This is a genomic window from Oceanibium sediminis, assembly GCF_003265325.1.
GTDB lineage: Bacteria > Pseudomonadota > Alphaproteobacteria > Rhodobacterales > Rhodobacteraceae > Halovulum > Halovulum sediminis.
The window spans coordinates 69,535-90,071 of the sequence record NZ_QGNX01000007.1 but is presented as its reverse complement, the minus strand read 5'-3'; the positions used below and the strand labels follow the sequence as shown (position 1 = coordinate 90,071).

21 protein-coding genes and 1 pseudogene are annotated in these 20,537 nt (G+C 66.0%); 12 read left to right on the top strand and 10 right to left on the bottom strand.

What is annotated here, in order from left to right:
• Positions 1-27 precede the first annotated feature (27 nt).
• The 11 genes from DJ029_RS17035 (at position 28) to DJ029_RS16985 (ending at position 9,198) form a co-directional block, all read left to right on the top strand.
• Positions 28-1,203, top strand: coding sequence for a substrate-binding domain-containing protein (locus DJ029_RS17035; RefSeq protein ID WP_112323707.1), 1,176 nt, complete (start codon positions 28-30; stop codon positions 1,201-1,203).
• Positions 1,204-1,278: 75 nt separating this feature from the next.
• Positions 1,279-2,043, top strand: a complete 765-nt coding sequence (locus DJ029_RS17030; protein WP_112323706.1) for an ABC transporter ATP-binding protein — start codon at positions 1,279-1,281, stop codon at positions 2,041-2,043.
• The gene (locus tag DJ029_RS17025) at positions 2,036-2,764 is read left to right on the top strand and encodes an ABC transporter ATP-binding protein (protein WP_112323705.1); all 729 of its coding nucleotides are present in this window, start codon (positions 2,036-2,038) and stop codon (positions 2,762-2,764) included. The genes DJ029_RS17030 and DJ029_RS17025 overlap by 8 nt, the downstream gene beginning before the upstream one ends.
• Positions 2,761-3,792, top strand: a complete 1,032-nt coding sequence (locus DJ029_RS17020; protein ID WP_112323704.1) for a branched-chain amino acid ABC transporter permease — start codon at positions 2,761-2,763, stop codon at positions 3,790-3,792. The genes DJ029_RS17025 and DJ029_RS17020 overlap by 4 nt, the downstream gene beginning before the upstream one ends.
• 1 nt (position 3,793) lies before the next feature.
• Positions 3,794-4,852: a branched-chain amino acid ABC transporter permease gene (locus tag DJ029_RS17015; protein WP_112323703.1), complete on the top strand. Its 1,059-nt coding sequence runs from the start codon at positions 3,794-3,796 to the stop codon at positions 4,850-4,852.
• Positions 4,849-5,634 (top strand): alpha/beta fold hydrolase, encoded by a 786-nt coding sequence (locus tag DJ029_RS17010; RefSeq protein WP_258165097.1) that lies wholly within the window; start codon positions 4,849-4,851, stop codon positions 5,632-5,634. The genes DJ029_RS17015 and DJ029_RS17010 overlap by 4 nt, the downstream gene beginning before the upstream one ends.
• On the top strand, positions 5,631-6,227 hold the full coding sequence (locus DJ029_RS17005) for a TetR/AcrR family transcriptional regulator (protein ID WP_112323701.1): 597 nt from the start codon (positions 5,631-5,633) through the stop codon (positions 6,225-6,227). The genes DJ029_RS17010 and DJ029_RS17005 overlap by 4 nt, the downstream gene beginning before the upstream one ends.
• Entirely contained in the window at positions 6,224-6,991 is a 768-nt protein-coding gene (locus DJ029_RS17000) for an enoyl-CoA hydratase/isomerase family protein (RefSeq protein ID WP_112323700.1), read from the top strand. Before DJ029_RS17005 ends, DJ029_RS17000 begins: the two co-directional genes overlap by 4 nt.
• Before the next feature lie 5 nt (positions 6,992-6,996).
• Positions 6,997-8,487, top strand: a complete 1,491-nt coding sequence (locus tag DJ029_RS16995; RefSeq protein WP_112323757.1) for an AMP-binding protein — start codon at positions 6,997-6,999, stop codon at positions 8,485-8,487.
• Positions 8,480-8,836 (top strand): MaoC family dehydratase, encoded by a 357-nt coding sequence (locus tag DJ029_RS16990; protein WP_112323699.1) that lies wholly within the window; start codon positions 8,480-8,482, stop codon positions 8,834-8,836. The genes DJ029_RS16995 and DJ029_RS16990 overlap by 8 nt, the downstream gene beginning before the upstream one ends.
• On the top strand, positions 8,830-9,198 hold the full coding sequence (locus DJ029_RS16985) for a hotdog family protein (protein ID WP_112323698.1): 369 nt from the start codon (positions 8,830-8,832) through the stop codon (positions 9,196-9,198). Before DJ029_RS16990 ends, DJ029_RS16985 begins: the two co-directional genes overlap by 7 nt.
• 231 nt (positions 9,199-9,429) lie before the next feature.
• On the opposite strand, the gene DJ029_RS16980 is transcribed toward DJ029_RS16985, so the two are convergent.
• The 10 genes and pseudogenes from DJ029_RS16980 to DJ029_RS16930 form a co-directional block, all read right to left on the bottom strand.
• Positions 9,430-10,185 carry an NAD(P)H-quinone oxidoreductase gene (locus tag DJ029_RS16980; protein WP_258165096.1) on the bottom strand — a complete coding sequence of 252 codons (756 nt, stop codon included), beginning with the start codon at positions 10,183-10,185 and terminating at the stop codon, positions 9,430-9,432.
• 249 nt (positions 10,186-10,434) lie between these two features.
• Positions 10,435-12,312, bottom strand: a complete 1,878-nt coding sequence (locus DJ029_RS16975) for a TRAP transporter permease (protein ID WP_112323696.1) — start codon at positions 12,310-12,312, stop codon at positions 10,435-10,437.
• Between the two features lie 192 nt (positions 12,313-12,504).
• A pseudogene (locus DJ029_RS16965) lies at positions 12,505-13,512 on the bottom strand (TAXI family TRAP transporter solute-binding subunit).
• A gap of 113 nt (positions 13,513-13,625) precedes the next feature.
• Positions 13,626-14,021: a RidA family protein gene (locus DJ029_RS16960; RefSeq protein WP_112323693.1), complete on the bottom strand. Its 396-nt coding sequence runs from the start codon at positions 14,019-14,021 to the stop codon at positions 13,626-13,628.
• Complete coding sequence (locus tag DJ029_RS16955) at positions 14,014-14,403, bottom strand: acyl-CoA thioesterase (protein WP_112323692.1); 390 nt, start codon at positions 14,401-14,403, stop codon at positions 14,014-14,016. Before DJ029_RS16955 ends, DJ029_RS16960 begins: the two co-directional genes overlap by 8 nt.
• Positions 14,400-15,548: an acyl-CoA dehydrogenase family protein gene (locus tag DJ029_RS16950; protein ID WP_112323691.1), complete on the bottom strand. Its 1,149-nt coding sequence runs from the start codon at positions 15,546-15,548 to the stop codon at positions 14,400-14,402. The genes DJ029_RS16955 and DJ029_RS16950 overlap by 4 nt, the downstream gene beginning before the upstream one ends.
• Positions 15,549-15,582: 34 nt before the next feature.
• Positions 15,583-16,395, bottom strand: coding sequence for an enoyl-CoA hydratase family protein (locus tag DJ029_RS16945; protein WP_112323690.1), 813 nt, complete (start codon positions 16,393-16,395; stop codon positions 15,583-15,585).
• On the bottom strand, positions 16,392-16,826 hold the full coding sequence (locus DJ029_RS16940; protein ID WP_112323689.1) for a MarR family winged helix-turn-helix transcriptional regulator: 435 nt from the start codon (positions 16,824-16,826) through the stop codon (positions 16,392-16,394). Before DJ029_RS16940 ends, DJ029_RS16945 begins: the two co-directional genes overlap by 4 nt.
• Complete coding sequence (locus tag DJ029_RS16935) at positions 16,823-17,548, bottom strand: SDR family NAD(P)-dependent oxidoreductase (protein WP_112323688.1); 726 nt, start codon at positions 17,546-17,548, stop codon at positions 16,823-16,825. The genes DJ029_RS16940 and DJ029_RS16935 overlap by 4 nt, the downstream gene beginning before the upstream one ends.
• 37 nt (positions 17,549-17,585) lie before the next feature.
• Entirely contained in the window at positions 17,586-19,871 is a 2,286-nt protein-coding gene (locus tag DJ029_RS16930) for a bifunctional salicylyl-CoA 5-hydroxylase/oxidoreductase (RefSeq protein WP_112323687.1), read from the bottom strand.
• A 204-nt stretch (positions 19,872-20,075) separates the two neighbouring features.
• On the opposite strand from DJ029_RS16930, the gene DJ029_RS16925 reads away from it, so the two are divergent.
• Entirely contained in the window at positions 20,076-20,516 is a 441-nt protein-coding gene (locus tag DJ029_RS16925; RefSeq protein WP_112323686.1) for a VOC family protein, read from the top strand.
• Positions 20,517-20,537: the final 21 nt, after the last annotated feature.

The window sequence follows — 20,537 nt, the reverse complement described above, 5'->3', positions numbered from 1 at the left end:
CAGGGAGAAACCAGGGAGGAGAACCCCATGCTGCGCTTGTTTGCGTTGACGGTTACCGGCGCGTTGATGTCGTCCGTAGCCTCTGCCGAAATCCGGATCGCCCATGTCTATGGCAAGACCGGCCCGCTCGAGGCTTATGCGGCCCAGTCGCACAATGGTCTGAAGCTGGGGCTGGAATACGCCACCGGCGGCACCATGGAGATCGACGGCGAAAAGATCGTCCTGATCGAGAAGGACACCCAGCTGAAGCCGGATATCGGCCGCACCCTCCTGGAAGAGGCTTATGGCGACGATGACGCGCATATCGCCGTTGGTCCGGTGAGTTCCGGCGTGGCGCTGGCCATGCTGCCGGTCGCCGAGGAGTACGAGCGTATCCTGATCGTCGAGCCTGCGGTGGCGGACTCGATCACCGGCGAGAACTGGAATCCCTACATCTTCCGCACGGGGCGCAACTCCTCTCAGGATGCTATCTCCAACGCGGTCGCGCTGGGCGGGGAGGGAGTGGTCGTCGCGACCCTCGCGCAGGATTACGCCTTTGGCCGTGACGGTGTGGCGGCGTTCAAGGAAGCGCTGGAAGCGACCGGCGCGACGATTGCCCACGAAGAATATGTCCCCACCGACACCACGGATTTCACCGCGGCGGCGGAGCGGATCTTCACCGAGATGGCCGATATCGAGGGCGAGAAGAAGCTCTTCATCATCTGGGCCGGGGGTGGAAACCCGATGGGCAAGATCAACGCGATGGAGCCCGAGCGCTTCGGGATCGAGATCGCGACCGGCGGGAACATCCTTGCCGCGCTGAAAGCCCACAAGGAACTGCCGGGCATGGAGGGCGCGACCTACTACTACTATGAAATCCCCCAGAACCCGATCAACGAGTGGCTGGTGAAGACGCATTTCGAGCGTTTTGACAGCCCGCCCGACTTCTTCACCGCGGGCGGTATGGCGGCTGGTCTGGCGATCGTCGAGGCGATCAAGAAGGCCGGCGGCGCAGAGGACACCGAAGCGCTGATCGAGGCGATGGAAGGCATGACCTGGGAAACCCCGAAGGGCACCATGCAGTTCCGCCCCGAGGATCACCAGGCGCTGCAGTCCATGTATCACTTCCGCACCGAGATCCAGGAAGGCAAGGACTACGGTGTGCCGGTTCTCGTGCGCGAGATCGGCATGGATGAAATGAACATCCCGGTTCGTAACCAGTAACACGCAACGCGTGTATCGTACCTTCCAAGCCCCGGGCGGCCGATCCGGCTGCCCGGGGAACAGGGAAAGAACACGATGACCCAGACCCTCCTTGAAACCGACGCGCTGACCGTCCGGTTCGGTGGCCACGTGGCCGTCGACGCGGTGTCGTCCAGCTTCCACGCGGGTGAGCTGACCGCCATCGTCGGCCCGAACGGGGCAGGCAAGACGACCTATTTCAACCTGATCTCGGGGCAGATCACGGCCAGTTCGGGAACCGTGAAGCTGATGGGTGAGGACATCACCCGGCTTGGCGTCGCGGATCGCTGCCGCCGCGGGCTTGGGCGGGCGTTTCAGCTGACCAACCTGTTTCCCAGCCTGACGGTACTGGAAAACGTGCGCCTGGTGATCCAGTCAAAGCAGCACAAGGGCCTCGGCCTGTTTTCGATGGCTGACAGTCACACGGAACTGACCATCGCCGCGATGGCGATCCTGGAGCGTGTCCGACTGGACACCCAGAAGGAGCACCTGGTCTCCGAACTCTCGCACGGGGATCAGCGCAAGTTGGAGGTGGCGCTGCTGATCGGCATGGACCCGATGGTCTACATGTTCGACGAACCCACCGCCGGGATGAGCGTGGACGAAGCCCCCGTGATCCTGGACCTGATCGCCGAGATCAAGGCGGACCGTGAACGCACGGTTCTGCTGGTCGAGCACAAGCTGGACGTGATCCGCAGCCTCGCGGACCGGATCATCGTTCTGCACAACGGCGCGCTGGCCGCCGATGGCCCCCCGGCCGAGGTGATGGCCTCCGCTGTGGTGCAGGAAGCCTACCTCGGCAAGGAGCTGGATCATGTCTGACCCGATCCTGTCACTGAACGGCCTGCACACGGACATCGCGCAATACCACATCCTGCAAGGCGTAGACCTCGTCGTGCCGCGCGGGCAGGTGACCATGCTTCTGGGGCGCAACGGCGTGGGCAAGACCACCACGCTGAAGTCCATCATGGGGCAATGGGCCGCCAAGTCCGGGGAAATCCACTATGACGGGCAGGACATCACGCGCCTTTCCGTTTCCGCAAGGGCGCGCGCGGGCATCGGCTTCGTGCCGGAAGACATGGGTATCTTCCGCGACCTGACGGTCGAGGAAAACATGGTGCTGGGCTGCACCTCCGGCCCGCTCGATCCCAAACGCAAGGACTGGCTGCTGAGCGCGTTTCCGGCGCTGGGCACCTTCTGGCGCAGCGAGGCGGGCAACCTGTCGGGCGGGCAGAAGCAGATGCTGTCGATCGCCCGCGCCATGGCCGAGGATCGCAAGCTCTACCTGATCGACGAGCCGACCAAGGGGCTGGCGCCCGCAATCGTTTCGACCATGGCCCGCGCGCTGCGCGAGTTGAAGGCGCAGGGCGCGTCGATCCTGCTGGTGGAGCAGAACTTCTCGGTCGCGCGGGCCTTGGGCGACAGTGCGGCCGTCATGGACGACGGGCGGGTGATCTGGAATGGCGCCATGTCCGAACTTGCCGAGAACAAGGACCTTCAGGAACGTCTGATGGGCCTGAGCATGGAAGGCGCATTGAGATGACGCTCGCTCCCGACCACAAACCGACCTTCGCCGATCTCACCTTGGGTGAACGGCTGGGCAAGGCGATGCCGGTCCTGTTGGTCCCGATACTCGTCGTGCTGGGGTTCATTGCCATCGGCGTGCCGTCGTCCTGGCTGACGCTGACGGTGTCCGGCCTGGCGATGGGGATGATGATCTTCATCATGGCGTCCGGCCTGACGCTGGTGTTCGGCCTGATGGACGTCATCAACTTTGGGCACGGCGCGTTCATCTCGGTCGGGGCCTTTGTCGGCGTGTCGGTGCTGATCGCGCTGGGCGACTGGACCGGGGCCGCGTCGCTGCTTCTGAACATGTCCGCGATCTCGCTTGCGGTGCTGGCGGCCATGGCCGTAACCGGAGCGCTCGGCTGGGGGTTCGAGCGGGTCATCGTAAAGCCGGTCTACGGCGCGCACCTCAAGCAGATCCTCGTGACTGTCGGCGGGCTGATCGTGATTGAGCAGCTGATCCACGTCATCTGGGGCCCGGACGAGATCTTCATCAACCGCCCCGAGATGCTGAAAGGCGCGGTCACCTTCGCCGGTGCCGCGATGGAGAAATACCGCCTGCTCGCGGTGGGGATCGGCCTTGTGTTGTTCATCGCCATGCGCATGGTCCTGCGCCGCACCAAGATCGGCCTGATCGTGCGCGCCGGGGTGGAAAACGGCCCCATGGTCGAAGCGCTCGGCTACCGCCTGCGCCTGGTCTTTATCGGCGTCTTCGTCGCCGGCTCGGCGCTTGCAGGCCTCGGCGGGGTGATGTGGGGCCTCTACCAGGAGGTCATCACCGCCGGAATGGGCGAGGAGATGATGGTCCTGGTCTTCATCGTCGCGATCATCGGCGGGCTTGGCTCGGTCGAGGGGGCCTTCATCGGCGCGCTGCTGGTGGGCTTGCTGCAGAACTACGTCGCTTTTCTGGAACCGAAGCTGGCGCTGGTGTCGAACATCGCGCTGATGACCGCAATCCTGATGTGGCGGCCGCAAGGCATGCTGCCAGTCGTGAAGGCGAAATGAGATGATCATCAAACTTCTTTCCGGGGATCAGCCGCGCTCTGCCATCCTGACAGGGCTGCTGCTGGTGATCCTGGTCTGCCTGGCCGGTGCGCCGTTCATCTTCGACGGGGTGCGCCCCTTGGATACCGCGGCCCGGATCTGCATCTTCATCCTGCTGGCGGCGAGCTATGACTTGCTTCTGGGCTATGGCGGGATCGTCAGCTTCGCGCACACGATGTTCTTCGGCCTTGGCGCCTATGGTGTCGCACTGGCGTCCACCCATCTTGGCCGGGGCTTCGACGCGTTGCTGGTCGGCTCGTTGAGCGGGGCGCTGGCTGCGGTTGTCCTGGCGCTGCTGATCGGCCTGTTCAGCCTTCGTGTGCGGGCGATCTTCTTCGCCATGATCACCCTGGCGGTGGCGTCCGCGGTAGCGGTGCTGGTGTCCCAATTCTCCAGCCTGACGGGGGGTGAGGATGGCCTGACCTACAAGATCCCGCGCGTCCTGACCTCGGCCAACCGCGTCGGGGAGTTCATGGGCACGCGGATCACCGGCAAGGTCCTGAACTACTACCTCGTGTTCGGTGCATCGCTGGTCCTGTTCCTGCTGTTGCTGCGCATCGTGAACTCGCCCTTCGGCAGGGTGCTTCAGGCGATCCGGGAAAACGACTTCCGCGCCGAGGCCATCGGCTACCGCGTGATCTGGTACCGCACCACCGCCACCTGCCTGTCGGCCGCGGTTGCGGCGCTGGCCGGCAGCCTGTTCGCGATCTGGCTGCGCTACGTCGGGCCCGATACCACGCTGAGCTTCGAGATCATGCTCGACATCCTGTTGATGGTCGTGATCGGCGGCATGGGCACGATGTATGGCGCGGTGATCGGTGCGACGCTGTTCATCCTGGCGCAGACCTACCTGCAGAACCTGATGGGCGGTGCGTCCGAGGCGACGGCTTCGTTGCCGCTGGTCCCCGACCTGCTGAACCCGGATCGCTGGCTGATGTGGCTGGGCATCCTGTTCATCCTCAGCGTCTACTTCTTTCCCACCGGCATCGTTGGCCGCCTGCGTGAGCGTCGCGCATCGTGACGGTTCCAGTTCTCTTCCTTCACGGCTGGGCCATGAACGGGTCGCTGTTCGACGATGCGGCCCGCCGCCTCGGCCCCGCGTTCGAGTGTCACGCGCCCGATCTGCCGGGCCATGGCAGTCGGGCGGGCGAGGAGCCAAGCCTCGACAATTGCGCCGCGGTTGCGCGCCGTTGGATCGAGCGGCTGGACCGGCCCATCCTCGTCGGTTGGTCCATGGGGGCCGCGGTCGCCTGGCGCTACATCTCGCGCCACGGGACGTCGTGCCTGCGCGGGCTGGTCACCATCGACATGAGCCCGAAGATGCTGCCCGACGCGGAGTGGGACCTGGGCATGAGCGGCCAGAGTGCGGCGGCCATCCTTGCGACCTCGGACAAGATCGTGCCGAAGTGGCCGGTCATGGCCGGCGGGATCGCCCACAACATGTACGCCCGCGCCAGCGACCCCGTGGTGAGCCGCGAGGCGATCGAGAACCTGCTGCTGGCGCAGGACCCCGCGCACCTTCGCCCGCTGTGGGATGACCTGACGGCGATGGACGAACGCGCCACGATTGCCGCGATAGACATCCCGTACCTTGTTTGCACGGGGGCGCGGAGTCGGCTCTATAGTCAGGATGTTGCGGGGTGGGTCGCATCCCAGACGGCGCAGGCGCGCGTCGCGTGTTTCGAACAGTCCGGGCATTCGCCCCACCTGGAAGAGCCCGACGCCTTCTGCGACGCCTTCCGCCGCTTCGTCGCGCAGGATGTTGCGGCAACGCCGCTCATGGACCAAGGCGGTCGCCCATGACCAAGCAGACGAACGCCCGGCCCAAGACCAAGCGCGGCATGCAGCGCCGCGCCAAGATCCTTGCCGCTGCCGAGCAGGTGATCGGCGAAAAGGGCTTTAACGCCGCCTCCATCGCGGAAATCACCCGCCTGGCGGACACGGCGCTTGGCACGTTCTACATCTATTTCTCCGGCAAGGATGAGGTGTTCCGCGAGCTGGTGCAGGACATGGGCCATGCCACCCGCTCACAGGCCGCCGAACGGATCGCGGGCGCGGCCAACCGGCTGGAGGCTGAGCGCGTCGGGCTGGAAGCCTACCTGACCGTCGTGCGCGACCGCCCGATGCAATACCGCATCGTCGAGGAAGCCCGTTTCGTCGATCCCGAGGCCTACCGCGACTATTACATCGCGTTCGGCAAGGCCTATGCGGACCAGCTGGATCGCGCGGAAAAGCGGGGCGAGATTTCGCCCGGCGACGCCGAGGTCCGCGCCTGGGCGCTGATGGGGATAGCCAAGACCCTGGGCGAACGCTTCGTCCTGTGGGAGGAGGAGGCGGATATCGAACGCGTCGTCGCCGAAGCGCACAAGTTCATCTGCAAGGGGCTCGCGCCATGACAGGCCTGGTTTCCTGGGATAGCGTCGCCTTGCCGGGGGGCGAGGCGTGTTTTCGCATCACCCTTTCCGCCCCGCGCGCCAATGCGCTTGAGCCGGACCTGCTTGCCGACCTGCACCGGGCGTTCGACGCACTCCCGCAGTCCGGGGCGCAAAAGGCGCTGATCTGCGGCGGGCGGAATTTTTCGACCGGCGGCGACGTGGGGCGCTTCCTCGCGGCGGCATTGGAAGGCCGCGCGGAAGACTACGCGAAGCAGGTGGTTCCCGCCCTCCAGGACTTGGTCGCGCGGATGATCGACATGCCGGTCGTCTTCGCCACGGCCCTGCGCGGGGCCGCGACGGGGGGATCGGCGGGGATGGTGTTCGCCGCCGACCTTGCCGTGGCGGCGCCGGGGAGCTTTGTCCAACCCTACTACGGGGCGATGGGCTTCGCGCCCGATGGCGGCTGGGCCGCTGTGCTGCCCGCTCGTATCGGGGCCGCGCAGGCACAGGGCTGGCTGATGGCGAACCACCGGCACGGGGCGGACGAGTTGCTGCGCCTCGGCCTCGTTCAGGCGATTGACGCAGCGCCGGAGGCCAAGGCCCTCGCCCTGCTGGGCGCGGTCGAGACGGGCACAGCCCTTGTGACAAAGGCGATAATCTGGAACGGCCCCCGGCGGGCCGAGGTCCGCGCCGGGCTCGACGCCGAGACGGCGGCCTTCCTCGACCTGATCGGACGGCCCGAAACCCTGTCGCGCATGAAACAATTTCTTCAACCAGGCGGATGACGGCGATGTTTGACCTGATCCCTGACATGGCGTCGAAGCGGGCGGAACTGTCCCCCGATGCCCTTGCCTTTGACGATACCCTGACCGGCCAGGACTGGAGCTTTAAGCGGATCAACGCCGCGGCGAATGCCGTCGCGGCCGCGTTCCGGGCGCGGGACCTCGGGGAAGGGGACCGCGTCGCCATCCTCTGCCAGAACCGGGCGGAGTTCTTCGTCACGCTGTTCGCAGCCCAGAAAACCGGCGTCATCCTGTGCCCGCTGAACTGGCGGCAACCTGTGAGGGAGCTGGTGGAAACCCTTGATCCGGTTGGCATATCCCTCATGCTGACGGATGCGGCTTTTGCGGATGCGGCCCGGCAAACCGCCGCGGCCCTCGAGGTGCCGGTGCTGACCATCGAGGACGATCTCGCCGCCTGGATCGCGGACGGCGGCCCCGCCCTCAGCGCGCCGGTCCCCGCCGGGCGGCCCTGGTACCTGCTGTTCACCTCAGGAACCACGGGGCTTCCCAAGTCGGTGATCCAGACGGCGCGCATGGCCTGGGCCAATACGGTGAACATCGGGCAGGCGATCGACATCGCCTCCACCGATCGCGCGGTCTGCTACCTGCCGTTGTTCCACACCGCAGGGATCAATCTTTACACGCTGCCGATCTTCCTGACGGGCGGGCGCTCGACCATTCTGCCGAAATTCGAGGCGGAGGTGGTGCTGCGCCTGCTGTCTTCGGGGCAGATCAACCAGTTCTTCGCCGTTCCGGCCGTCTACCAGGAACTGTCGCTGATGGCGGATATCGCTAAGCCGGACTGGGCCGCGATCCGCTGCGGCTGTGGCGGCGCGCCGCTTTCCGAACCGCTGATCCGCTTCTTCGCGGAAAAGGGCGCGCAGGTTCTGAACGGCATGGGCATGACCGAAACCGGCCCCACCGTCTTCCTGATGGACCCCGCGCGTGCGGGGGAAAAGATCGGCTCCGTCGGAAAGCCGCAAAGCCTGGTCGAGGTGCGCCTCGCCGGTGTTGCAGACGGAGTGGACGGGACGGGAGAGTTGCAACTGCGCGGACCTGGCGTCACGCCGGGCTATTTCGGCAGTCCGGATGCGACGAAGAAGACCTTCACCTCGGATGGCTGGCTGAAGACCGGCGATGTCGCGCGGCGCGACGGCGACGGCTATTACTTCATCGTGGACCGCATCAAGGACATGTTCATCTCCGGCGGTGAAAACGTCTATCCGGCCGAGGTCGAGCGTGTCCTGAACGCCCACCCGGCCATCCTGGAAGCCGCCGTCGTCGGCGTGCCGGACAAGAAATGGGGCGAGGTCGGCGCAGCCTTTGTCATGCTGCGCCCGGACCAGGCGCTTAATCCCGAAACCCTGCGCCCCTGGTGCCGCGAGCGGCTGGCCGCCTACAAGGTGCCTGCCCATGTCCACATCGTGACCGACTTTCCGCGCACCGCTGCGGGCAAGATCTGCAAACCGAAGCTGCATGAAGGGATCGAGGATGATTGACCTGCAAGAGCGATGGACCCCGACGCAGGCAGAGTTCGACGCATTCGCCGCCGTCTCCGGTGATGACAACGCGATCCACGTGGACCCCGCCTTCTGCGCCGAAACCACCTTCGGGCGAACCGTCAGCCACGGCATGCTACTCTACGCAAAACTGTGGGGCATGCTGAAGCGCCATGACGCGGACATGACCCAGGTCAGCCAGAACCTGATGTTCCCGAACCCCGCATTCGCCGGTGAGGAGCTGGTCCTGGAGATCTCGGAAGCGGCGCCGGGACGCCTGGGCATGCGTGTCACGCGCGCCGCGGACGGGACGGAATGCCTGCTCGGAGAGGCGGTGATCGCATGCTGAGCGTCGGACAATCGGCGCGGATCGTGCGCAGCTACACCCGTGATGACCTGGCGGCCCATGCCGCGTTGAGCGGGGCCAGTTCCGAAACCGTGCCCGAACCGCTGATCGCGGCCCTGTTCTCCTACCTGCTGGGGGTGGAGTTGCCCGGTGCGGGCACCAATTACCTGAAGCAGGACCTGGCGTTCAAGGCGGCAGCGCCACTCGATACCGCCTTGGAAGCGAAGGTGGAAATCACCCGGCTGCGGCCGAAAAAACACCTCGTTGATCTTTGGGCCAGCTGTCGCACGCCCGACGGCACGGTGATCTGTGAGGGGCGCAGCCTGGTAAAGGCGAAGGATGTGATCGGGGCCTTTCCGGGCTGAGCCTTGCCTGGGGGGCGGGCAGGGGGCTTTGCCCTGTTGATCCTGTCCGCCACAATTCAACAGGGCGCAGGTTTGGTGAAATGCCCCCTGCTTCAAGCGGACGGCAGGTCCAGAAAACTGCCGTCCGATCCGCGAGACCTTTCCGCATTTGCTCGGCAGGCCTTCAGGCGATGCTCAGATCGGGCCTGGCGAAGATTAACCCCTCCACCGGATACGCGATCCCGCAAAGTGTTAGTCCGGCATCGTCAGGACGATCTTTCCGACATGCTCCCCCGCGTCCATGCGTGCATGTGCTTCCCGCACCTCCGATAGTGGGAAGGCGGAGTCGATCACCGGGACTGCCTTGCGGGCAGCGAGCAGGGGCAATACGTGCTTTTCAAGCGCGCTGGCAAGGTCGGCTTTCATGGAAACGGGGCGGGCCCTGAGGGTGGAGCCGATCATGGCCAAGCGTTTGACCAGGAGGGGGCGCAGGTCGAATTCGCCTTTCGAACCGGTCATGAAGGCAATCTGAGCGATGCGTCCGTCTACGGCTGCCGCCTCGAAATTCCGTTGGATGTAGCTAGCGCCGACCATATCGAGGATCACGTCAGCGCCTTGTCCGGTTGTCATTTCCCGGGTCGCGGCGACGAAATCCCCGGTCCTGTATTCGACCACCTGATCCGCCCCAAGGTCGATTGCAGCGCGGGCTTTTTCCGGTGATCCGACGGTCGTGATGACACGCGCACCGAAACACTTGGCCAGTTGCAAGGCCGTCGTTCCAATGCCCGAAGTTCCGCCATGTATCAGGAGGGTTTCGCCGGACTTCAGGCCGGCCCTTTCGAAGACGTTGCTCCAAACGGTGAAATAGGTTTCCGGGAAGGCGGCGGCCTTAACCATCTTGATGCCCACAGGAACTGGCATAGCGTTTTTCTCATCGACCACCGCGGTCTGCGCATAAGCGCCTCCGGCAACCAGAGCCATCACTCTGTCTCCTGGCCGGAAACCCACGATCAGTAGCCCAGAAGCATGGGGCTAGACATGGGTCAGCACCGCTGAGGGTCACCAGTTAAGGTATTCTCCTGTTCCAGGGCGCCGTGAATCCAGTGCAGTCGTCCGGGGAGAGCATGGCAGCGGGTCAAACCGAGCTGTCGGTTTCCTCATGGGCCGTTCACGTCCCCCGCAGCAACGGAGGATTTCTGACGAGACGCTTTGGTGCAATGTTCAATGACAGACCGGCTCCGGACGGCTGGACAACCCTCACCCTTGAACGACCTTGCGCCTGCGATCATGCGCAAGGCAGGCAATCCCAAGTGCGACCCCGAGGAGCAGGGCGCCCTGGATATCCAGCAGCAGCGCCATGGCGGCAACAAGCCGAAGGCCCCTTGCGGCGGGTGGGAGGGGGCGGGCGTCGATGCCGGCAAGCGCGGTGGCGATCAGCCATATCGCCGCGGCGAGCCCCAGGCCCGCGAGCAGGGTGTCCAATGGGCCCTGGGCGAACACGATCAGCAGCGCGGGGTCGTAGACGAAGGCGAAGGGAATGATGAAACCCGCCGCTGAAAGGCGCATGGCCGCAAGGCCGATCCGCGTGGGCGGTGCGCCCACGATCGGCGCGGCGGCAAATGCGGCCAGTGCCACGGGGGGCGTCAGTGCCGAGAAGACGGCGAAATACATAACGAACAGATGCGCCGCCAGCAGCGGCACCCCGAGCCGTTCCAGCGCGGGGCCGACCAAGATGACGATCAGCAGGTAGGCGGGAAGCGTCGGCAGTCCCATGCCCAGCACGATACTGGCGATCATGGTCAGGATTAGCGAGGGCAGCAGGCTGTCACCGCCGAAGGACAGGATGGTCTCGGCGATGCGCGTGCCGAGGCCGGTCAAGTTCAGCACCCCGATCAGGATGCCGATCGCGCCGACCGCCACCATGATGCGCGCGCCCGCAAGCCCGCCATTCGCCAGCCCCGCCAGCAGGCGCTGGGGGTTGCGGCGCAGCTCGGGGCTCAGCAGCAGCCCGAGCACCACCGCTGCGCCGATGGCCGCCACCCCGGCGAGGGCAGGGGAGCGGCCGCTGATCAGCACGGCGAGGATCGTCCCGATCGGCACGATGAACAGCAGGGACTGGCGCATGTCATGGCCGCTCAGCGGCTGTCGCTGGCTGCGGGGAACGGGCGCCATGCCCTGTTTTACCGCCTCCAGCCGCACGCCGAGGAACAGGCTGGCGAAAAAGAACAGCGCGGGCAGCAGCGCGGCAAGGCAGATCGTCAGGTAGCTGACCCCGACAAGCTCCGACATCAGGAAGGCGGCGGCCCCCATCACTGGCGGCAGGAACTGCCCGGCGGCCGAGGCCGAGGCTTCCACGCCCCCGGCAAAGGCGGGGCGGAAGCCCTGGCGCTTCATCAGGCCCATGGTGAAAACTCCGGTGCCCACCACGTTGGCCGTCACGCTGCCCGAGATCGTGCCGAACAGGGCACTGGCGGCCACTGCGCCGTGGCCCGCGCCGCCGCGGAACCCTTCCGTCGAGCGGGTGGCGACGCGCAACATCACCTCGCCCGCGCCGGTGCATTCCAGGACGCTGCCGAACACGATATAGACGAAGACAAGGCTGACCATCACCGCCGCGGCAATGCCGAAGACCCCGTCAAGGCTGTACCAGACCGTCTGCGACACCGACGACAGGCTGTATCCCGCATGGCGGAAGATCCACGGCAGGCTGTCCCCGAACAGCGCGTAGACCACGCAAAGCCCGGCGAGGATCGCCAACGGTGTGCCGATGGCCCGGCGCGTCAGTTCCAGCAGCGAGAGCAACCCAGTGAGAGCCAGCAGCTGGTCCGTGCCCGACAGGATGTAGAGTCCGGACCAGAGTTCCTCGCTGAGGCGCAGGAACCAGAAGATCGCGGCTGAGAACGCGGCCCCGATCACCAGGTCCAGCGCCGCGCCCGCCCACCGTGGCCCGGTTCGCGTCGGTTGCAACAACAGCACGGCGATCCCCGCCGCCCAAAGGACGACCCCGCGCAGCAGGAACTCGCTCAAGCCGCCGAACAGGGTGGTCCACAGGGTCGTGCCCGTGAGCCCAAGTCCCAGGGCCATCGCCGCAAGGTGGCGGGAGCGGTTGATGCTGGTGTTCGGCGCGTCGTTCATGTGGCTATCCGTCTGGTTTTCCGGGCGGGCCGCCCCGCCTAGCGGCGGCGGCGACCGGTTGCTGGCGCAGATGGCCGGTACAGCCAGACGCCGCCTCGGCACAAGGGGCGGCGGGTTGACCGGCAATGGTGCTTCGAAAGCCGGGTGAGGGCACAGGGCCTCCCACCCGGCCGCCGGGACTAACCGGCGGGCTTACCCGCGGGCAGCGTCCGGAATGTCGAGGCCGATTTCTTCGTAGTAGCGCAGCGCGCCGGGATGCAGCGGCATGTTGATCTCTCTCAACCCCGACTCGGGCGTGATCGAGCCGAAGGCCGGGCCCTGGGCGTGCAACTCGTCGATATGCTCCCAGAACGCCTTGGTTGCCTGGTAGACCAGTTCCTCGTCCAGTGCGGCGCGCACGCCGACGCCGATTCAGGCGCCCACGGTCTGCACGTCGCCGCCGCTTTGCAGCCCCTCACCGTAGGCCCCCTCGGGTATCACCTCGCGCGAGCGTCCGGCCTGGGACATCACGGCGGCGACTCCGGGCTTTTCGTAGTCCTCGTCCCGCAGGGACAGAAGCCGCAGGTCGTTGGTCAGCGCAAGCTGCTGGACATAGGCCCCCGGCACCAGCGAGGGGAAGATCAGCACATCGATGCGCCGGTCCTGAAAGCCCTGCTGGGCAGCCTGGAAGCCCATCTTCGCGACGTCGAAATCCTCTTCCGCGACGAAGCCGGTCGCGCCTTCGACAACCGCTTTCGTGAACGCCGTCGAGCCGCCGGAGGGCGGGCCGAGGAAGACGGTCTTGCCTTCGATGTCGTCAAAACTCTCGATCCCGGAGTCGGCATAGACGAGCGCGTGCCAGGCACCGACGGGGAAGTTGAAGATCCCGCGCAGGTTCTGCGCCAGCTCGGGCGCGTTGTCGATCTTGGCGTACATCGCGCTGCCGTTGGCCATGTGGTGGTAAAGCAGCGTCGAGGACATGAAGAAGTCCAGGTCGCCCCGCGCCGCTGCCAGCATGTGCTGCGCGGCAGAGCCCGATGCGTTCACCTGCACTTCCGCGCCATCGACGTGGCGGGTGACGGCCTGCGCGAAGCCGGCGGTGATGGTGTAGATCGTGCCCCCGGGCGCAAGCGTGCCCATCTTGTAGAAGTCCTGGGCCTGCGCCGTCGCGGCGGTGAAACCGATGGCCAGCGTGCCCAGCAGTTTTGCGAAATGTCTCATTCGGTATTTCCTTTCCCTGTGTTGGTCTGACTTTTGTTCTTGGCGCCGGCGGGGACGGGCAGCGACGGGGCGGCATCGCCGCCCCTTGGCGCATCGCTGCGGGTCTTGGGGCATCAGTCGGGGATTACCGCCGTCGCCTCGATCTCGACTTTGGCGCGGTCCTCGACCAGGCCGGCCACCTGGACCAGCGCCATGGCCGGGAAATGGCGCCCGATCTCATCGCGGTAGGCGGCGCCGACATCGCGCAGCGCGGCCAGGTATTCCTGCTTGTCGGTGACGTACCAGGTCAGCCGGACCAGGTGTTCGGGCCCCGCGCCGCCCTCGGCCAGGACCGCGACGATGTTCTTCAGCACCTGGCGGACCTGCCCGGCGAAATCGTCGGTCTGGAACGCGTGGTTCTCGTCCCAGCCGACCAGCCCGCCGGTAAATATCATCTGCCCCCGCGCCAGGATGCCGTTGGAATAGCCTTGCGCCTGTTTCCAGGTCGCGGGGTTCAGTTGTTCATGCATGATGTGCCTCCAGAATGGATCGTATTTGGTCGGGCCAGCGGGCCGGTTTGAAGCTGCGATCGATCCAGACCACGGTGCTGCGGGCTTCCAGGCGGTCCTCCGCCACGACGCGGAACCGCGCACTGCTGGCGCCGACGTGTTCGACGCTCAGCGTCCAGGTCAGACGGTCGCCAAGGCGGGCCGGTTTGTGAAAGTCGATCTCGAAACGCACGCTTGGTATGCCGTTTCCCTCTGCCACGATGCGGGCGAAGGGATAGCCGACCTCTTGCGCGAAGAAGTTCTCGACCATGGAATTCACCATTTCCGCGAAGCGGGGGTAGAAGACGATGCCCGCGGGGTCGCAGTGGCAGAATTCGACGGGGATGATGCGGCTGTAGCTCATCGCGCGCCCGCCTCGAAGTCGGACAGCGCGGCACGGGCGATCACCAGCTTCTGCACGTCGCTGGCCCCTTCGTAGATGCGCAGCGCGCGAATTTCGCGGTATAGGCTTTCCACCGGGGTCCCGGTGCGCACGCCATCGCCGCCGAACAGTTGCACCGCCTGGTCGATGACCTTTTGCGCCGCCTCGGTCGCGTAAAGCTTGGCCATCGCCGCTTCGCGCGTGATGCGGGTCGCGCCCCGGTCCTTGGCCCAGGCCGCGCGGTAGATCAGCAGTGCCGCGGCGTCCACGTCCAGCGCCATGTCGGCGATATGGCCCTGCACCATCTGTAGCTCGGCCATCGGCGCGCCGAAAAGCTGGCGTTCGCTCACCCGCGCCATCGCCTCGTCCAGCGCGCGGCGCGCAAACCCCAGCGCCGCAGCGCCGACCGTGGGGCGGAAATGATCCAGCACGGTCATCGCGACCTTGAACCCCGCCCCGGCGTCGCCGATCAGCGCATCGTCGGACAGTTCCACGCCGTCAAGGCGCAGGTGCGCCAGCGGATGCGGGGCGATCACCTCGATCCGCTCGACAACTTCGAGCCCGGGCGTGTCGGCGGGCATCAGGAAGGCGGACAGCCCCTTCGCGCCCGGCGCTTCGCCGGTGCGCGCGAAGACGACGTAGACGTCGGCGATGCCGCCGTTGGAGATATATGTTTTCTCGCCGTCCAGCACCCAGCCGTCATCCGTGCGCCGCGCGGTGGTGGTGCTGCGCGCCACGTCCGAGCCGGAGCCCGGTTCGGTCAGTGCAAAGGCAGAAATCGCGGTGCCCTCGCGGGTCCGCTCAAGCCAGGCGCGCTGCTCGGGCGTACCGAACAGGGTCACGGCACCCATGCCCAGCCCCTGCATCGCAAAGGCAAAATCCGCCAGCCCGTCGTGGCGGGCCAGCGTTTCGCGGATCAGGCACAGGCTGCGGATGTCGAGGCTTTCGCCGCCCGAATGGCGCAGCCAGCCTGCCGCGCCAAGCTTCGCCACCAGGGTGCGGCAGGCCGCATCCACGTCATGATGGTCGATCCGGGGCGCGTCGGTCTGCATCCATGCCTCGAGCGCATCCGCAAGGTCGCGGTGGCGCTGTTCGAAGAAGGGCCAATCCAGAAAGCTGCGGTCCATCGTGTCTGCCTTTCGATGCTTGGGGCCGGGCGGGTCAGTTGCCCTCGAACACCGGCGTCTGCTTCTTGACGAAGGCGTGGTAGGCGCGCTCGAAATCGCGCGTCTTCATGCAGATCGCCTGGGCCTGCGCCTCGGACTCGATGGCCTGGTCCAGCCCCATGTTCCATTCCTGGTACAGCTGCGTCTTGGTGATGCCATGGGCCCAGGTCGGGCCGGCGGCGATCTGGCGCGCCAGGTCCATCGCGGCGGTTTCGGCATCGTCATGCAGGCTGTTCCAGAAGCCCCACTGCGCGCCTTCCTCGGCCCGCAGCATACGGCCGGAGTACAGCAGTTCCGCCGCGCGGCCCTGGCCAATGATCCGGGGCAGGATCGCGCAGGCGCCCATGTCGCAGCCCGCAAGGCCGACGCGGGTGAACAGGAACGCCGCCTTGGCCGAGGGGCTGGCAAGGCGGATGTCGCTGGCCATGGCCATGATCGCGCCCGCGCCGACGCAGATCCCCTCGACCGCGGCAATGATCGGCTTGTTGCAGTGAAGCATCGCGCTGACCAGTTCGCCGGTCATCCGGGTGAAGGCCAGCAGCTCCGGCATGTCCATGCCCACCAGCGGGCCGATGATCTCATGCACATCGCCGCCCGAGCAGAAGTTGCCGCCATTACTGGCCAGCACCACGGCATCCACATCGTCCGCATGGGCCAGGTCGCGGAAGGCGCGGCCCAGTTCGGCGTAGCTTTCAAAGGTCAGCGGGTTCTTGCGCTCGGGGCGATTCAGGCGGACCACGGCGATGCGATCCTTGACCTCCCAGAGGAAGTGCTCGGGGTTCAGTTCGGCCATCTGGATCGGTTTCATTCGGTTCTCCTTGCGCGCGACAGGATCTCGCGCATCGTCTCAAGATCGTCCTTGTCGAGGTTGGACAGGATCGCGTCGACCTCGGCCTCGTGGCCGGCGGCCATGGATTCAAAGGCTTTCAGCCCCTTGGGGGTCAGGCGCACGCGGATGCGGCGGCGGTCGCCGTCCTCGGCCTCGCGCTTGGCGAACCCGTCCTTCTCCAGCCGGTCCATCACGGCCGTCGCGTTCCCGTTGGACACCAGCAGCATCCGCGACAGTTCCGACATCGTCACCCCGTCGCGCCGCCGCCAGAGCGCGGCCATCACGTCAAAGCGCGGCAGGGTGGTGTTGTGCTCGACACGCAGGTAATCGCGCAGCCGGTTTTCAGCGGCGCGGGTCACGCCCAGCAGCCGAATCCACGTCTTGAGACGGCGTTTGCTCAGATCGCTCATGCGCTTTCCCCTCCATCCAGCAGGATTGCCTGCCCGTTGACACTGGCCGCCCCGTCCGAGGCGAGCCACAGCGCGGTGGCGGTGACTTCGGCCGGCGTGACCAGGCGGCGCTGCGGCTTCTTTGCCGTCAGCGACGCGATCGCATCCTCTTCGGAGCGTCCGGTCTGTTCCATGATGTTCGCCACGCTTCGGGCGGTCATCTCGGTGTCGAGGAAGCCGGGGCAGATCGCGTTGACGGTGATGCCCTTGCGCGCGACTTCCAGCGCGAGCGAGCGGACAAGCCCCATCACCCCGTGTTTGCTGGCGGCATAGGGGGCGGCATAGGCCGCGCCGCGGATCCCCGCTATGGAGGAGACGGCGATCAGCCGCCCGCCGTCCGTCATCTGCTCCAGCGCCTGCTGGAAGGTCAGGAAAGTGCCGGTCAGGTTGGTCGCGATCATCGCCTGCCAATGCTCGGGCGTCACCTTGCCGAAGGGCGCGGCATCGGCCACGCCAGCGTTGGCGATGACGATGCGGCAGGGGCCGGCGGTCTCGAAAGCCGCGCGAACCTGTTCGGGATCGGAGATATCGCAGGCCAGGGCGCGGACGCCCGGCCCGGCGATCTGGTCCAGCTTGTCCCGGGTGCGGCCCGTGATGACGACCTCGTGGCCGTTGGCGGCGAAGGCGCGCGACATGTCGGCCCCGGTGCCGCTGCCGCCGCCGGTGATCAGGACGCGGCTCATGGCGGGCTTCCCGCGATGCAGGTCAGGGTGGCGCGGGTCATGCGCGGATCTCCTCGGCCTGGCGCTCGGCCAGGCGGCGGGCCTGGTCGCGGCCCGCCAGGTAGGGCAGGGGCCATTCGGTCGCCGTGTCGCCAAGAGCCACCGCGGCGTGGAGCGTCCAGTAGGGATCGGCCAGGTGTGGGCGGGCGAGGCAAACCAGGTCGGCGCGGCCGGCCATCAGGATCGAGTTGACGTGATCGGGTTCGTAGATGTTGCCCACCGCCATCGTAGCGATCCCCGCCTCGTTGCGGATCCGGTCGGAAAACGGCGTCTGGAACATCCGGCCGTAGACCGGTTTCCCGGCCACCGTGGTCTGCCCGGCGGACACGTCGATGATATCGGCTCCCGCTTCGCGGAACATCGCGGCGATCTGCACCGCTTCCTCGGGGGTGACGCCATCGTCGCCGACCCAGTCGTTGGCGCTGATCCGTACGGACATCGGCTTGCCCTCGGGCCATGCCGCGCGCATCGCGCGGAACACCTCGAGCGGCCAGCGCATCCGGTTGTCCAGCGATCCGCCGAAATCATCCCCCCGCTGGTTCGACACCGGAGAGATGAAGCTGGACACAAGGTAGCCATGGGCTGCGTGCAACTCGACCATGTCAAACCCCGCACGAGCGGCCATTTCCGTTGCAGCGACGAACTGGCGGCGTACCTCGTCCATCTGCGCGCGGGTCATTTCCTCGGGGACGGCATTGCCATCGGCCCAGGGAATGGCCGAGGCGGACAGGATCGGCCAGTTGCCGTCCTCCAGCGGTTTGTCCATGCCCTCCCAGCCGATACGGGTGGAGCCCTTTCGCCCGGAATGGCCGATCTGGCAGCAGATCTTCGCGTCGGTTTCGTCATGGACGAAATCAACCACTTCGCGCCAGGCGGTTTCATGGGCGGGGGAGTAAAGGCCGGGGCACCCCGGCGTGATGCGCCCTTCGGGCGAAATACAGGTCATTTCGGTGTAGACAAGGCCCGCGCCGCCCTTGGCGCGTTCGCCGTAATGAACCAGGTGCCAGTTGGTGGGGGTGCCGTCCACCGCCTTGTACTGCGCCATGGGCGAGACGACGATCCGGTTCTTCAGCGCCATGTCGCCCAGACGGAACGGCGCGAACATCGGCGCGCGGCCCGGTTGGCCGCCGGCCTGTTCCTGGAACCAGTCCTCGGCGCGGGCCACCCAGTCGGGGTCGCGCAGGCGCAGGTTTTCGTGGCTGATCCGCTGACTACGGGTCAGCAGGGAATAGGTGAACTGGATCGGGTGCAGATCGAAGTACCGCTCCACGTCCTCGAACCATTCCAGGCTGTTGCGCGCCGCTGATTGCAGGCGCAGCACTTCCAGGCGGCGTTCCTCCTGGTAGCGTTCGAAGGCGCGTTCCTGCGTCGGTTCGGAATGCAGGTAGTTGGCCAGGGCGATGGCGCTGTCAAAGGCCAGGCGCGTGCCCGACCCGATGGAGAAGTGCCCCGTCGCCGCCGCGTCGCCCATCAGCACGACATTGCCGTTGTACCACTGGTCACAGATCACGCGGGGGAAGTTCATCCACACGGCCGAGCCGCGCAGATGCGCCGCGTTGGACATCAGCTCGTGCCCGCCAAGGTGATCGGAGAAGGCGTCGCGGCAGCTCTCGACGATCTCTTCCTTGCTCATGTGCTCGAAGCCGAAATCGTCCCAGGTTTGCTGGCTGCATTCCACGATGAAGGTCGCCGTCTCGTCGTCGAACTGGTAGACATGCGCCCACAGCCAGCCATGCTCGGTCTTTTCGAAGATAAAGGTAAAGGCGTCGTTGAATTTCTGCTTCGTGCCCAGCCAGATGAACTTGCACAGGCGGGTGTCGATATCGGGCTTGAAGACATCGGCGTATTCGGTGCGCACCCGGCTGTTCAGCCCGTCCGAGGCGACGACCAGGTCGTAATCGTTGCGATAGGTTTCGGCGTCGGCGAACTCGGTTTCGAAGCGCATCTCTATGCCCAGTTCGCGGGCGCGTTCCTGGAGCAGGATCAGCATCTTCTTGCGCCCGATCCCGGCGAACCCGTGGCCGCCCGAAACGTCGCGATGCCCGTCGCGCACCACCGCGATGTCGTCCCAGTAGATGAAGCTGTCGCGGATCGCGTCGGTGGACACCGGGTCGTTGCGCTGCATGCGGTCCAGCGCGTCATCCGACAGCACCACGCCCCAGCCGAAGGTGTCGTTGGCGCGGTTGCGCTCCAGCACGGTGATCTCGTGCGCGGGGTCGCGCAGCTTCATTGAAATCGCGAAATACAGGCCGGCGGGGCCACCCCCAAGGCAAAGAATCTTCATGCGCACCTCCCAATTTCCGACTCGTTCGTTCCTTGACTATGACCTGACAGAAAAACATTTCAAGCTCAAATAATTTAAACTTGAAATGTACAGCGGATTGAGGCTTGATGACCTTGCGAATCCCGTCGCTGCCAGTCCGCTTCCCGCGGCGGGCAGGGGATTTCCCGCAACGAGAAAGGGCTGAAACATGCGCCAGGGTGAACGGTGACGGTAACTCCGAACCATATCGGCTTTACCGTGCGAAAGCTCGACCGCAGCATCGAGATGCTGCGCGATTGCTTCGGGTTCACCCTTGTCGAGCGCGGCCCGCGGCCCGCCGGCATGGCGCAGCGCCTGACCGGCGTCAGCGGCGCCGAGGTGGAGATCGCTTTCCTGCGAACGCCCGGCCTTCTGATCGAACTGCTCAGCTTTCAGCAGCCCGAAAACGCCGGCCCGCCAAGGCCGAACCAACCCGGTGCGGTGCACCTGGCGCTGGACCTTGACGACATCGACGTGGCCCTTGAGCGCGCGGCGCACTACGGCCTCTGCCCGCTGGGCGAGGTTGTTGACATTCCCGCCGGGCCCAACAAAGGGCGGCGCGTCGTCTACCTCCAGGATGCCGACGGGCTGACACTCGAACTCATCGAAAGGGCCGTGGCGTCATGAACGATCCGGTCCGCGCACATC

Excerpts from the sequence above, each read along its gene's own strand:
- DJ029_RS17035 (WP_112323707.1), top strand. The coding sequence starts at position 28 with ATGCTGCGCTTGTTTGCGTTGACGGTTACCGGCGCGTTGATGTCGTCC.
- DJ029_RS17030 (WP_112323706.1), top strand. The coding sequence starts at position 1,279 with ATGACCCAGACCCTCCTTGAAACCGACGCGCTGACCGTCCGGTTCGGT.
- DJ029_RS17025 (WP_112323705.1), top strand. The coding sequence starts at position 2,036 with ATGTCTGACCCGATCCTGTCACTGAACGGCCTGCACACGGACATCGCG.
- DJ029_RS17020 (WP_112323704.1), top strand. The coding sequence starts at position 2,761 with ATGACGCTCGCTCCCGACCACAAACCGACCTTCGCCGATCTCACCTTG.
- DJ029_RS17015 (WP_112323703.1), top strand. The coding sequence starts at position 3,794 with ATGATCATCAAACTTCTTTCCGGGGATCAGCCGCGCTCTGCCATCCTG.
- DJ029_RS17005 (WP_112323701.1), top strand. The coding sequence starts at position 5,631 with ATGACCAAGCAGACGAACGCCCGGCCCAAGACCAAGCGCGGCATGCAG.
- DJ029_RS17000 (WP_112323700.1), top strand. The coding sequence starts at position 6,224 with ATGACAGGCCTGGTTTCCTGGGATAGCGTCGCCTTGCCGGGGGGCGAG.
- DJ029_RS16995 (WP_112323757.1), top strand. The coding sequence starts at position 6,997 with ATGTTTGACCTGATCCCTGACATGGCGTCGAAGCGGGCGGAACTGTCC.
- DJ029_RS16990 (WP_112323699.1), top strand. The coding sequence starts at position 8,480 with ATGATTGACCTGCAAGAGCGATGGACCCCGACGCAGGCAGAGTTCGAC.
- DJ029_RS16985 (WP_112323698.1), top strand. The coding sequence starts at position 8,830 with ATGCTGAGCGTCGGACAATCGGCGCGGATCGTGCGCAGCTACACCCGT.
- DJ029_RS16975 (WP_112323696.1), bottom strand. The coding sequence starts at position 12,312 with ATGAACGACGCGCCGAACACCAGCATCAACCGCTCCCGCCACCTTGCG.
- DJ029_RS16960 (WP_112323693.1), bottom strand. The coding sequence starts at position 14,021 with ATGCATGAACAACTGAACCCCGCGACCTGGAAACAGGCGCAAGGCTAT.
- DJ029_RS16955 (WP_112323692.1), bottom strand. The coding sequence starts at position 14,403 with ATGAGCTACAGCCGCATCATCCCCGTCGAATTCTGCCACTGCGACCCC.
- DJ029_RS16950 (WP_112323691.1), bottom strand. The coding sequence starts at position 15,548 with ATGGACCGCAGCTTTCTGGATTGGCCCTTCTTCGAACAGCGCCACCGC.
- DJ029_RS16945 (WP_112323690.1), bottom strand. The coding sequence starts at position 16,395 with ATGAAACCGATCCAGATGGCCGAACTGAACCCCGAGCACTTCCTCTGG.
- DJ029_RS16940 (WP_112323689.1), bottom strand. The coding sequence starts at position 16,826 with ATGAGCGATCTGAGCAAACGCCGTCTCAAGACGTGGATTCGGCTGCTG.
- DJ029_RS16935 (WP_112323688.1), bottom strand. The coding sequence starts at position 17,548 with ATGAGCCGCGTCCTGATCACCGGCGGCGGCAGCGGCACCGGGGCCGAC.
- DJ029_RS16930 (WP_112323687.1), bottom strand. The coding sequence starts at position 19,871 with ATGAAGATTCTTTGCCTTGGGGGTGGCCCCGCCGGCCTGTATTTCGCG.